A 13,258-nucleotide genomic window follows, 5' to 3' on the forward strand; every position below is an offset into this window, starting at 1 on the left:
TTATGGGTTTGGATTTTTATAAATGCTGCTGGTAAGTATTACCCTCTCGCAAATTTCTCAAGCTGTTATATTCTCCTGCCGGCAGAGTACCTGACTGCCCGGCCTGCAAAGCTTCATATAATTGCTGTTCTGTACGTATACCCGCTACAGCAGTGGTTATTGCCTGGTTAGACATTACATAACGCATAGCTGTTTGGGCAGCTGTCGCTTTCTCAGGTGTGAGTTTAATAAGGTGGTTTGCAATAGTTGCTACTTCAATTTCAGGTATACCAAGATATTCTTTGGCCGGTTTGCCACCAAGTAAGCCACCGGCTACGGTACCGCGGGCTAACACTCCTATAGTATTATCTTTAAGCAGTTTCAGTATTTCTTCTTCAGGCCTTCTGTCTAACAGGCTATATTGCAACATAACAGCAGCAATATTGCTTTTTTTTACATACTTTTTTATTACATTAGGCCGTATGCTGGATATACCATAGCTTACTATTTTTCCCTGCTCTGTCAAACGCTCAAAAGCTTCTATGGTTTCATCAATTGGGTCTTCTATTGTACCCCCGTGCAGTAAATACAGGTCTATATAATCTGTTTGCAGTCTTTTTAGGCTATCATCTACCGCTTTTAATATATATTCTTTCCGGGGGTTCCAATCCCAACCGGAACCGTCTTTCCGCCATTGATTACCAACTTTGGTAGAAATATGTATTTTTTGCCGATTACCTTTTAATGCCTTGCCTAATAATTTTTCATTTTCTCCTTTATCATATAAATCGGCTGTGTCAAACAACGTAATTCCTTCATCTATAGCCTTACTAATAAGGGCATCATTATTAGTTGCTGTATTTTTTAATGACATACAGCCAAAACTTACCCTGCTTACTTTAAAGCCTGCTTTATCTAAGCTATTGTATTGCATAACTTATTTTTTTCCGAATGTTATACCTTCCCAATCATCGGTGCGGAAGGGTGAAGCCGGCAGCCCGGAGGCATTGGTGAGGTTTCCTTCCGGGTTATCGGCCCAGTTATAGCGAACAGCTACCGGATTTTTAACCTGCGGCGACGATACTACAACCACATTCCCCTGAATTTTTGCATTTGCCCAGTAGAATTTTTTATCAGCCCCGGCTATAGAAAAACCTTTTAGATCACCATTTTTTGCCTGTAATTTTTCATCAAAATCAAAGGTAAGCACTATATTACTGTTTTTAACAGCATATGATTTATATAAAGGGCCAGAATAATCTATGTTTACCCCATACACTTTGGCCAGCGCTATACGGGCCAGCCGCTCACCTACTTCCTGTTTATTTTTAGGGTGGATATCTTCGGCATTACCAATATCAATAGCCACAGCCATACCTGTATTTGGCAATGTAAGTGCTTTAAACTGTGCATCACGCAGCTCAGCCCATGCAGATGAGCCCGGCTCATTTTTTTTAGCCTTGAAACCCGCCAGCTGAACAAAATAAAAAGGCATGCCGGGGTTTTTAAATTTTTCCCTCCAGTCTTTAATCATCAACGGGAAAAGTGTCTGGTACTGGTGCGCCCTCATATCGTTACTTTCACCCTGATACCATATCACGCCTTTAATTTTATAGTTTAATATGGGATGTATCATGGCATTATAAAGCGCTGTAGGCTTATTTTGCCCCTGGGTAATAACCGGCATTGGCGCCAAATCGGTGCTAGATATCCCAACAGTATACTTCCACTCACCCGCTAAAGAAAATACGGTATTTCCTGAACTCAGGGTAAACTCATTTTTATCGCCATATATGCCACCGCCCCCGGTTCCGTCAAACACACGGATAGTGATACTATTTCTTTTCTCAATAAGGTCCGGGGCTATTGTATATTGTCTCTTTACATTATAGCCTTTAGTAGCTCCTACTTCTTTACCATTAAACCAAACCTTGTCATCATCGTCAGCAAAAAAAGTAAGTGTTAGTGGTTTGCCCACAAAATCATCAGGTAACTCTATTTCCCTGCGGTACCAAACCACACCATCAAAATCGGGCAATCCGCCATTTTCCCACAAGCCCGGCAATTCCATTTTAGCCCATGCGCCATCATTATATTCCGGCAAAATGTAAACAGGCGTGCCATTTTTAAATCCTTTATCAGCTTTTTCAAGCGCATCCATCCATTCATTAAGCGCAGCTCCCTGTCTTTTTGCTAATACCCCCTGGTCCTCCTGCATTTCATCAATCGCTTTATCAAAATCATGTATTGTTTTTAAAGCTCCTGCCTCTGTCCAGGCCTCTATTACAGTGCCTCCCCATGAGCTGTGTAATAAACCAATGGGGATATGTTTTTCTTTATATATTTTACGGGCAAAAAAATAAGCTGTACTAGAAAAATCGGCAATAGTTTGAGGGCTGCAAACCTGCCAGCCTCCGTTTTGTACTTTTAATTTGTCCAGAGGTGTTTCGCTATATACATGTTCAGCCTGTAATAACCTTATTTCAGGATAATTAGCATTGGCTATTTCTTCTTTATAATTGTTTATTTTACCCCAGCCCGCCAGTGGCATTTCCATATTAGACTGACCTGAGCACAGCCATACATCTCCAATAAGTATATTTTTAAGCATAAGTCGGCTTCCGTCATCTACAGTTATAGTATACGGCCCTCCGTAAGATGGTGTTTGCAGTGTTACTTTCCAGTTGCCGTCAGCACCGGAAGTTACCGTATATGACTTGTCATTCCAGGAAGCAGTTATGGTAACTGAAGTATTTTTTGCTGAAGTTCCCCAAAATGGCACAGCCGTATTTTGCTGCAGCACCATATTATCAGTAAAAAAAGAGGGTAAAGTGGTTTTAGAAAACAGCTGTACTGAACCTAAAAAACATGCAACTGTAAAAAGTATTTTCGCAATCGATTTCATATAAAAAGTATAGAATTTTAAATTATATTTCAGTATAATCAGTATCCGGTAAAACAGCATATAAAGCTATATATTTTTTTACAATATTGCCGTTTTATATTTATAATTAGCGCATAAACATCATTAAAAAACTGGTAAACAGTTTTTTAATTTAATATTCAAGAACAAAATTTTTAAGGTAGTTTTATGAAATCAAAGCTCCATCAGCCTTATCTTTGTTATATGGTTAAAAAGAACAGAAAACGGGAAGAATTATTAAACGTGCTTACCCATGGTATGGGGGCTGTTTTATCTGTAGTAGCACTTTCGCTGCTTGTGGTGTATTCTGTTTTTAAAGGTACGGCAATGCATTTAGCAGCCTCGCTTATTTTTGGCACAAGCCTGGTACTTCTATATTCTGCGTCTACCATATACCACGCTGTTGCAAAATTAAAATGGAAACGGTTATTTCAGCTGGTAGACCACCTTTGTATTTATGTGCTAATTGCAGGCACCTATACCCCTATTGCATTATTAGGACTAAAGGGTGTTTGGGGCTGGACAATATTTTGCACAGTATGGGCATTTGCCATTGGTGGGTTTATTTTTAAATTTTCGCCATTGCGCAAGTTTGAAAAATTATCGTTATCCCTGTATGCACTTATGGGGTGGCTTATTATTGTTGCTATAAAACCACTTATAGAAAACCTGGCCCCGGGCGCTTTAATTTATTTATTAGGCGGAGGGCTTTGTTATACATTTGGTATTTATTTTTACGCTAAAGAAAAAATACCTTACAACCATGCTATATGGCATGTGTTTGTGTTAGGCGGCAGTACGCTGCACTTTTTGGGTATCTTTCTTTACCTTATACCTTAATGTTTTTTTACGTTTTAAAAAGCGTAAAAAAATGCAGAATATTACAAATAGATTTTACAAACTTCTTTTATATAAACATAAAACGGCTGCTGAGGCAGCCGTTTTAATATCCTTTATATCCAATATTAAAATATATAATCGGTACTTAAAAAGTTACTGTCATGATCTGTAACAATAGTGTTTAATAATTGCTTATTGGCCTCTGTAGCCTTAGTAGCCACTAACGACCTTATTGAGAATGAGCGAAGTGCATCATAAACGGAAAGTGTACCTTCGGCACTGTCTTTTCTTCCTGTAAACGGAAAAACATCGGGGCCTCGTTGTGCCTGGCAATTAATGTTTACACGGCTCACCAGGTTTACAAACGGGTCAATCAGTTTGGAAACCTCTATAGGATCCTGACTGAAAATACTTACCTGCATACCATGGGAGGCATTTATCTGGTATTCTATAGGCTCATCTATAGTTTCAAACGGCACTACAGGAATTACCGGCCCAAACTGTTCTTCGTGGTACAGCTTCATACTATCGTTAACCGGATACATAACAGCGGGAAACACAAATGATTCCTGGTTATATCCTCCTCCTTCATTCATTATTTTAGCTCCATGTTCAATTGCATCTTCAATACATTCTTTAAGATATCCAGGCTTACCGGGTTCTGGTAGCGGTGTAACTTTTACACCGTCTTCCCAAGGCAAACCGCCTTTTAAAGCTGATACCGCTTTGCTTAACCTGGTCACAAACTCATCAGCAACCTCTTTTTGTACAAAAATAAGTTTTAGCGCCGTGCAACGCTGCCCGTTAAATGACAGCGACCCCAACAGGCACTCGCTAACAGCCACATCAAGGTCGGCATTTTTAGTTACAATAGCAGCATTTTTGGCATCGAGGCTTAAAATAGCACGAAGCCTGTTTACTTTAGGATGCAGCTTCTTAAGCCCGTTTGCTACTTTACTCGACCCGATAAAAGCAAGTACGTTTACCTTGCCGCTTTCCATAATGGGTGTAATAATTTCTGCGCCACGCCCATAAAGAGTATTTACTGTACCTTTTGGGAAAGCCTCTTTAAAAGCATTCAATAACGGGTAATGCAGTAAAATACCATGCTTGGGTAACTTAAATAATATAGTATTACCCATTATAAGCGCGGGTATAAGGGTGGTAAAAATTTCGTTAAGCGGATAATTAAAAGGGCCCATACTAAGCACTACTCCGAGTGGTGCACGGCGTATCTGGGCAATAGTACCTTCGGCCTGCTTAAAACGTGATGATTCGCGGTCAAGGTCTTTAAGTGCATCAATAGTATCATTAATATAATCAACGGTACGGTCAAACTCTTTAGTAGAATCTGCCAGTGTCTTACCTATCTCCCACATTAAGAGCTTAATAATCAAGTCCCTTTGCTGAACCATAAGGTATACAAACTTTTGCATGCATTTTATACGGCCTTCAACACTCATGGTAGGCCATTCCCCCTGGCCATCATTATAGGCCGCCACAGCAGCATCCAGTGCCTCCATAGATTCTTTTGGGGTGGTATGAGGATAACTACCCACAAATTTTCGCACCAACCCGTCAGGCCCGGGAATGCAAACGGGTGAATACACCTCTATTACAGGCCCATCCCAGTGCACCATTTCTCCATTAAGTAAATATTCTCTCTGGTGTATTTCGGATATATTATATTCTTCAGGTATTTGGTCAGTAGGTTTAAAAAGCCCTTCAAAATGTTTAGTTGTATTTTCCATAAAGTAAATTAAATTTGTAAGATTAAATTTAAGGTATATCTTATTAGTAAACCTTATAAACCGGTTAATTTTTTATTAAAGTGCAAAAACTAAGAAGGAAAATTTTTTAAATACGGCGAATTATAAAAAGGGCTCTGTAAGCTTATGTTTATGCGAAAAAAGCACCAATCCTACCTTGGACCTTATATTATATTTTTCAAAAAGCGCAGTGCGGTATGCCTCAACAGATTTTACGGAAACCGACATAATATCTGCTATCTGGTCATAAGTATATTCCCTCTCATCACAAACCAGCCTTAAAAAATCATGTTCACGGTGTGATAAAGGCGGTTTTTCTTCATTGCTGTCCGCAGTGTTATAATTTCTTACCCTTTTTAATATTTCAACTACATTATTAAAACCTATAGAAACAATGTTATCTATAGCAAATTTCAGGTCCTGTGCAGTACAGTTTTTGTGTAAAAAGCCTCTTGCGCCATAGTGATAGGCTGCATCAATTATTTCTTCATTAAAATGCTGCGTTAATAAAAGTACTTTACAGTCCAGCCCTTTTTCTTCAAGGGTTTTCAGCACCTCTACACCATTTAGCCCCGGCATAGAATAATCAACAATAAAAAGTTGCGGGCTGTTATTTATAGGGAGCGCTGCCAGTAATTGTGTACCGCTTTCAAACTCATGGGTTACTTTATAATTGCCAAGTTTATGCAGGAGTTCTTTTAACCCGTGCCGGACAATTTTATGGTCATCTGCAATGCCTATAGTAACAGTTTCCATTTCAGGATGTTTTTTCTGAAAGCTTTATTGTTGTGCCTTTGCCAGGTTGCGAATTAACTGACACGCTAAAGTTAATAAATTCTGCACGGTTTACAATATTTTTCAATCCAAGGCCGCCATCTTTTTTCAGCGTCTCTTCATAATCAAACCCCTTCCCATTATCTGCAATAGATAATACAAATAGAGGTTCGCAATTAACTGCTATATCAATTGTATCAGCCCCGGAATGTTTAAAAATATTATTAATAATTTCCTGAAAAATACGGTAGAGAACTATTTTTTCGTTTGTACCAAAAGCCTTTATATTATTCCCTTGTTTAAAATTAATAGTTACCCTGTTATTCTTTCTAAGGCGTTGTACTTCGGCTTCAATAGCTTTTACCAGGTTTTGCTGCAAAAGCTTTTGGTTGTTAAGTGAATGGCTAATATCCCGTAATGAACCCGAAAGCATGGCAACCGAAGCACTTAAGGGCTCCAAGTCTGCTATAAGCTCAGGCTTGTCCAGTTTAAGGTTTTCTACAATAAAATTGATGTAGGTAAGCTGTTGCCCGGCATCATCGTGCAGGTCGCCACTAATATTATTAAGCACTTGCTCCTGAGTTTCTATTATAGCGCTGTTAAGAGATTTCTGAAAGGTTATATCTTTTTCATAAATTACTTTAGTGTAATTTTTTATTTTACGGATATATAATTTAATAATCAGCGCACAAAAAAGTATAAGCAGGCTTACAAAAAGTAAACCTATAATGATGCCAAATGCTATATTAGTGAGATCTTGCATTATTTAATTTTTCTTTCACGATAAATATAAATGTTTAGTAAAGTGTAATAAATGAAATTTGAAAAAAAACTTATAATATTATATAACTTCACATTCAATAATAAAACATTTGTCAATTTACTATCTTGAAAGGAGAACATAAATGAAAATCCAAAAAAGAAAATAAGAGGCACTGTCAAAAGAATATAAGCATTTGAATAAAAAAAATTTAAATCTTCTTTTTGAAGATTTTTAAAACTAAAATAAATAAATAAAACTATATAGATGAAAGATCCAATTATAAAATTATTATAAATAAAATTATGATATCCATCAAAAATAATTACATTTAAAATAGTAAATATAAAAAAAGCAATAAGTATTATACTCATTGCTTTTTTATTTAACTTACTTACTTTCATTAATATTAACAGCCATAATAATATTGTAAATATGATATTAATATTTGAAGATATTTTAATTGGTAATTTTAATTGTAATAATAAAGAATTTATTATTACAGTAAATAAGTTAATCAACAACAATAATCCTATATGTTTTTTATTTTTCCATTTTAATAAAATAAAAAAAAGAACACATGTAAATAAAATATATAATTTAACTGGGTTTGTTATAAATGCCATTATAATATGTTAATGGTTGGGTTATCTGAAATATTATAATAGTATATATCATAACCCATTTGGGGAGGTGTTCTTGAAACCTTCATTTTAAAAATTAATTTTTCAACATCATTACCATGACTATCCTGACCTATACGTTTAACAAAGTTTATTGTATCTGTGCCCTTGTATTTTTTTTCTAAACTCTCAAAAAAAGGTTTTGAATATACTGATTTGTCAACAGTAAATGTATCAACTTTAAAATTAATTTTATTATTATGAAATTTAAATCCTATATATTTTTCATAACATTGAATTGAATCTAAATACAGGTTCAGTTCATCAAAAGTTTTTTTATATACTTTATGTCTATTAATATTATTTTCAGGATGTGTAGCAGCCATTTGCATAAAATCCATTGAATCCACAGTATGAAATTTTTCAATACATTCTACTAAATCATTATCGCATATTGTAGAGCCATTGTTTCTTAACTAATTTAAAAAATCTTCTAAGGTTTCTAAATCTTCAATATTATCAAAAATAGGATCATTACAATCTCCTCCAACTAAGGATATATTTTCTTGAGCATCTCTTGATGACTTTACTTCAGTTTTATTTTTACACCCAATCAATAAAAAAGCAAAAAGAACAAAAAGTAAATTTTTTTTCATAATAATAAGGTTTTAAAAGTTAAATAATTGAATGATATAAAAATGGTTATTATTCTAATATTAATAATAGGTAAAACCCTATATTAAATATTTTTCTGCCGTACTGTTAAAAATGTTTTCCCTCTAAGAGCGTAGGTTTTAATATATATACATTAACCTATCCCTAACAATCATATAGGCTATAAATCCGAAACTTTTTATATAACTTTGCAGCTTTAATTTTAATAAGCTATGGGTAAAGTAAAAATTGGGCTGGTACAGATGAGTTGTGTGAAAGACAAACAGCAAAACCTGGAAAAAGCCATTAAGGAAGTACGTAATGCTGCTAAAAAGGGCGCACAAATTGTTTGCCTTCAGGAATTATTTACTTCATTATATTTTTGCGATGTTGAAGATTATGAAAATTTTAAATTGGCAGAAGCCATTCCCGGGCCCTCTACCAATGCACTTTGCGATGTAGCCAAAGAGTTGAATGTTGTAATTATTGCATCGCTATTTGAAAAACGTACCGAAGGCCTGTACCATAATACCACTGCCGTTATTGATGCTGATGGCTCTTACCTTGGTAAATACCGCAAAATGCATATTCCTGATGACCCTGCCTTTTATGAGAAATTTTATTTTACACCGGGTGATTTAGGGTATAAAACCTTTCAGACCAAGTATGCCAAAATTGGAGTGCTTATCTGCTGGGACCAATGGTACCCGGAGGCAAGCCGCATAACAGCACTTATGGGTGCCGAGATTATGTTTTACCCAACTGCTATCGGCTGGGCTACATCCCAGGATGAAGATACCAATAAAGAACAATATGATGCCTGGCAAACTATACAGCGCAGCCACGCCGTTGCCAACGGTGTGCACGTAGTAAGCGTAAACCGTGTTGGTTTTGAACAGGATGGCGCCATGAAATTTTGGGGTGGCAGTTTTGTTGCCAATCCTCATGGTAAACTACTGTACCTTGCCTCTCATGATGATGAAGAAACTACTGTTGTGGAAGTTGACACTAAGGCAACCGACCATTACCGTACCCACTGGCCTTTTTTACGCGACAGGAGGATAGACAGCTATGCACCGATAAATAAACGTTTTATTGACGAAGAATAAATCGGGTTTAAAAATTATATTTAATTCTAATTTATTTAAATGTCGTCAATTCAAGATAAAGTAACACCAAAAAGCTCCGGCTTTCATTTCCCTGCAGAATTTGCCCCGCAACGTGCCCTTTGGCTTTCATGGCCGCATAAAGAGGCTTCATGGCCGGGTAAGTTGCATGCTATTTATAAGCCGTATTGTGAATTTATTTTACAGGTTTCCCGCCACCAGAAGGTTTGTATAAATGTAGCTGATGAAACTATGGAAGCGTTTGCAATACAGCAATTAAATACTTATTTGCCTTTGGTTGCAGGTGCTAAGCTTAGCGAGGTTACTTTCTATTTTCACCCTACTAATGATGCGTGGTGCCGCGACCACGGCCCTGCATTTGTTGTAAACCCTGCTACCGGGGAAAAAGCTGTTGTTGACTGGGGATATAATGCCTGGGGCGATAAATATCCACCTTATGATCTTGATGATGTGATACCCACCCGTATTGGGGAAGCTTTAGGACTTAAGGTTTTTCACCCGGATATTGTTATGGAAGGCGGTAGTGTGGAATTTAACGGTAAGGGTACATTGCTCACAACAACAGCCTGCCTGTTGAACAAAAACCGTAACCCACACCTTACCCAAAAGCAAATTGAAGAATACCTTATACAATACTATGGTGTTGAGCATATTTTATGGCTTGGCGATGGAATTGTTGGTGATGATACCGATGGCCATATAGATGATATTACCCGTTTTGTAAATGAGGATACTGTTGTTACCGTTGTTGAAGAAAACAAGAACGACGAAAATTATGAGTTGTTGCAGGAAAACCTGAAACTGCTTAAAAACATGAAGCTTCAGGATGGCAAACAGGTTAATATTATTGAATTACCTATGCCTAAGCCTGTAATTTGGGAAGACCAGAGATTACCTGCATCATACGCTAATTTTTACATAGCTAATAAAACAGTAATTGTACCTACCTTCAGGGATGATATAAAAGATAAAAAAGCGCTTGATATACTACAAGAATGCTTTAAAACCCGCGAAGTAATTGGTATTGACAGTACCGACCTGATATGGGGATTAGGTAGTTTTCACTGCCTTAGCCAGCAGGAACCGGTTTAGTCAGTTGGCAATATTCAGTTCACAGGAAACAGAAACAGTTTTATCTTTATTTCATATTATAGCCTAAACATTTTGACCTCTAAAGCGTAAACTGTTCACCAGAAACTAAATACTCTTAACGCGGTTTATAATTTCATCTTTAGGTACTACCCCTGCCTGTTTCCAAAGCACTTTACCATCTTTAAACAGCATAAGTGTAGGTACTCCCCTAACCTGAAACTGAGGGTTTGACATTAAAGCCTGGTTTTTATCAACATCTATTTTTATAATGGTTATACTGTCACCCAGGTCTTTCTTAACATCACTAAGTATAGGTGACATCATTTTACAGGGTCCGCACCAAGTTGCAAAAAAGTCAACCAAAACAGGTTTAGAGCCATTTATAAGGTTATTAAATTTTTCCATAGTATAATTTAATTACATAAAGTTATTTAAACTAAAAAATTTCAACAACAAGTTTTAGATAAATTTAGTACTGTAATATTTAATAGAAGCTCAATTGCCAACATAGGTTAAAATCTGCTAATTGTTAGTTAAATCAAACCTACTCGCAAGTTACAAACATCCCAATTAATAATTTTCTTCTTACATTTATTAAAAAGAAAATTTACGTTATGAAAAAAAGAAATATTGGGTTTATATTTATTGTGGGAATCATGCTTTTGGTATTATCATGTAAGAAAAATAATCCCGAGGTTCACACACATGATGATAGTAGTAAAGATATTGCTATTGATACTACTAAATTTACAGCCTTTTTTAACAAGTATCCCGAATTTAAAAATTATGAGGGAGAAATAAGGAAATTATACCAAAAACATAACCATTATATATGGCATGAAAAAAGGGGGTTTATAGAATCTGCCGAAATAATTTATGATAAGGTAAACCAGCTTGATGAAGAAGGCCTGCAACGTAAAGTACCCTATAAAAATAAAATTGATGCCCTTTTTACCCGCAAAGGCAGGCGTGAAAAACCAAATGTAGACTCAGAATTACTTTTGAGCGCTATGTATTTTTATTATACTGATAAAGTACTTGATGGTATTGACACTTCAAAAAGCAAGCAGACCGGCTGGTATCTTCCACGTGAACGCGTAGATTATGTTGCTTATCTTGATACACTTATGCAGGAACCCAAATTGTTAAAAGATGGTACAGAAAAACTTTTTAGTGAATATTATAACCTTAAAAAAGGGCTGAAAAAATACCGCGAAATAAAAAATAAAGGCGGTTGGGGTAAAATTGAGTTGCCCGAAAATGTAAAATCATTACAAAAGGGCGATTCTGCACAGGCTGTAGTACAACTCAGGGCCAGGCTTGCTGCTGAAGGATATTTTAAAGGCAATACAACCAGTAATGTGTTTGATGATGACCTGTATAAAGCCGTAGATAATTATGAAAAAAGCCACTACAGTGAATTTGATGGCAAAGTAGGGCCACAAATTATTGGAGAACTTAATATACCTGTGGAAGAACGTATTAAAACCATTAGTCTGAATATGGAGCGTTGCCGTTGGATATCGCCTGATATAGATACCCTTGATGAATATATTGCGGTAAATATACCTTCGTACAGGTTACGATATGTGCACGATGGCGATATAAAACTTATATCTAATGTGGTAGTGGGTAAAGAACTAAATAAAACTGTTGTTTTTAGTGGGCAAATGAGCTATATAGTTTTCAGCCCGTATTGGAATGTACCCGAAAGTATATTAGAAAAGGAAATAAAGCCCGGTATTGCAAAAAACTCAAATTACCTGGCCCAGCATAATATGGAATGGTATAACAACGGTAAAAGCGTAAGGCAAAAACCGGGTGGAAATAATTCATTAGGTAAAGTCAAATTTATGTTTCCTAATTCTAATAATATTTATTTGCACGATACGCCTGCCAAGAGTTTGTTCAACAGGAACGACAGGGCGTTTAGCCATGGTTGTGTACGTGTGCAAAAGGCTAAGGAGCTTGCACTTGCTATAACAAAAGAACAGAAAGGATGGAACGAAGGTGAAGTTGATAAAGCAATGAATGCCAGCACAGAACAGTATTTTAACCTTGAAAAGAAAATCCCTGTGTATATAACCTACTTTACTGCATGGGCAGATGAAGACGGTAATGTGGCGTTTTTTGATGATATATATGAAAGGGATAACAGCCTGGCAAACCTGCTATATAAAAATTAATGTCAAGCTACTGCGTATGTATATTTTTTAAAATCCGGAACTTAATTAAAAGTTCCGGATTTAACGTATATTTTAATAATAGAAATTGTAGTTTACCATAAACAGCCTTATCTTTGGTTTTGTGCAAAAAGCGGGTATATACATATTAATACTTATCATAAGCTCTAACAACTTTTGTTTTCAGGAGTTGTTAAAAGCACCTGCTTTTTATAAGCATTACCAAGAGCACAAACAAGCGGGCACAACTCATGATATATTTACATTTATATCAATGCATTATATGGGGCAAGATATAAATGATAACGATCAGGACCGTGATATGCAACTACCTTTTAAACACATAGACCAGCATAGTTACAGTATAATTTATATTCCTGCCCCTGCGGTTGAGCAAATAGTGTTTGTAAAACACAAATCTGCCGAAAAGAAAATAATGCAGCAAAAAAACCTGCATTCTTTTGTTCTTTTTACCTCGTTATTAAGGCCTCCACGCAATCTATATAATTTAATATAATTATACCCGTATTTGAA

General features: G+C 36.1%; 14 protein-coding genes. 5 read left to right on the forward strand and 9 right to left on the reverse strand.

What is annotated here, in order from left to right:
- Positions 1 to 16 precede the first annotated feature (16 nt).
- Positions 17 to 913, reverse strand: a complete 897-nt coding sequence (locus ABS766_RS03395) for an aldo/keto reductase (RefSeq protein WP_408083709.1) — start codon at positions 911 to 913, stop codon at positions 17 to 19.
- A 3-nt stretch (positions 914 to 916) separates the two neighbouring features.
- Positions 917 to 2,884, reverse strand: a complete 1,968-nt coding sequence (locus ABS766_RS03400) for a sialate O-acetylesterase (RefSeq protein WP_408083710.1) — start codon at positions 2,882 to 2,884, stop codon at positions 917 to 919.
- A gap of 186 nt (positions 2,885 to 3,070) precedes the next feature.
- On the opposite strand from ABS766_RS03400, the gene trhA reads away from it, so the two are divergent.
- Positions 3,071 to 3,742 (forward strand): PAQR family membrane homeostasis protein TrhA, encoded by a 672-nt coding sequence (gene trhA, locus ABS766_RS03405; RefSeq protein ID WP_408083711.1) that lies wholly within the window; start codon positions 3,071 to 3,073, stop codon positions 3,740 to 3,742.
- Between the two features lie 125 nt (positions 3,743 to 3,867).
- Here trhA and ABS766_RS03410 read toward each other — a convergent pair whose 3' ends face one another.
- The 6 genes from ABS766_RS03410 to ABS766_RS03435 all read right to left on the reverse strand — a co-directional run bounded on the left by ABS766_RS03410 (position 3,868) and on the right by ABS766_RS03435 (position 8,324).
- On the reverse strand, positions 3,868 to 5,493 hold the full coding sequence (locus ABS766_RS03410; RefSeq protein ID WP_408083712.1) for an NADP-dependent glyceraldehyde-3-phosphate dehydrogenase: 1,626 nt from the start codon (positions 5,491 to 5,493) through the stop codon (positions 3,868 to 3,870).
- Between the two features lie 120 nt (positions 5,494 to 5,613).
- Positions 5,614 to 6,267, reverse strand: coding sequence for a response regulator (locus ABS766_RS03415; RefSeq protein ID WP_408083713.1), 654 nt, complete (start codon positions 6,265 to 6,267; stop codon positions 5,614 to 5,616).
- A gap of 1 nt (position 6,268) precedes the next feature.
- Positions 6,269 to 7,048 carry a sensor histidine kinase gene (locus ABS766_RS03420; RefSeq protein ID WP_408083714.1) on the reverse strand — a complete coding sequence of 260 codons (780 nt, stop codon included), beginning with the start codon at positions 7,046 to 7,048 and terminating at the stop codon, positions 6,269 to 6,271.
- A complete protein-coding gene (locus ABS766_RS03425; RefSeq protein WP_408083716.1) occupies positions 7,048 to 7,671 on the reverse strand; it encodes a hypothetical protein in 624 nt (207 codons plus the stop codon). The genes ABS766_RS03420 and ABS766_RS03425 overlap by 1 nt, the downstream gene beginning before the upstream one ends.
- On the reverse strand, positions 7,671 to 8,078 hold the full coding sequence (locus tag ABS766_RS03430) for a hypothetical protein (protein WP_408083717.1): 408 nt from the start codon (positions 8,076 to 8,078) through the stop codon (positions 7,671 to 7,673). The genes ABS766_RS03425 and ABS766_RS03430 overlap by 1 nt, the downstream gene beginning before the upstream one ends.
- 66 nt (positions 8,079 to 8,144) lie before the next feature.
- The gene (locus ABS766_RS03435) at positions 8,145 to 8,324 is read right to left on the reverse strand and encodes a hypothetical protein (RefSeq protein ID WP_408083718.1); all 180 of its coding nucleotides are present in this window, start codon (positions 8,322 to 8,324) and stop codon (positions 8,145 to 8,147) included.
- A gap of 231 nt (positions 8,325 to 8,555) precedes the next feature.
- Here ABS766_RS03435 and ABS766_RS03440 point away from each other — a divergent pair, with 231 nt between their 5' ends.
- A complete protein-coding gene (locus ABS766_RS03440; RefSeq protein ID WP_408083719.1) occupies positions 8,556 to 9,431 on the forward strand; it encodes a carbon-nitrogen hydrolase in 876 nt (291 codons plus the stop codon).
- 39 nt (positions 9,432 to 9,470) lie between these two features.
- Positions 9,471 to 10,541 (forward strand): agmatine deiminase family protein, encoded by a 1,071-nt coding sequence (locus tag ABS766_RS03445; RefSeq protein ID WP_408083720.1) that lies wholly within the window; start codon positions 9,471 to 9,473, stop codon positions 10,539 to 10,541.
- A 105-nt stretch (positions 10,542 to 10,646) separates the two neighbouring features.
- Here the strand turns inward: ABS766_RS03445 and trxA are convergent, their stop codons facing one another.
- Positions 10,647 to 10,946, reverse strand: a complete 300-nt coding sequence (trxA, locus tag ABS766_RS03450; protein WP_408083721.1) for a thioredoxin — start codon at positions 10,944 to 10,946, stop codon at positions 10,647 to 10,649.
- A gap of 209 nt (positions 10,947 to 11,155) precedes the next feature.
- Between trxA and ABS766_RS03455 the strand changes: the two genes are divergently transcribed.
- Positions 11,156 to 12,727 carry a L,D-transpeptidase family protein gene (locus ABS766_RS03455; protein WP_408083722.1) on the forward strand — a complete coding sequence of 524 codons (1,572 nt, stop codon included), beginning with the start codon at positions 11,156 to 11,158 and terminating at the stop codon, positions 12,725 to 12,727.
- A 280-nt stretch (positions 12,728 to 13,007) separates the two neighbouring features.
- Entirely contained in the window at positions 13,008 to 13,241 is a 234-nt protein-coding gene (locus tag ABS766_RS03460) for a hypothetical protein (RefSeq protein WP_408083723.1), read from the forward strand.
- Positions 13,242 to 13,258: the final 17 nt, after the last annotated feature.

Source organism: Flavobacterium rhizosphaerae, from assembly GCF_046000445.1.
GTDB classification, from domain to species: domain Bacteria; phylum Bacteroidota; class Bacteroidia; order Flavobacteriales; family Flavobacteriaceae; genus Flavobacterium; species Flavobacterium rhizosphaerae.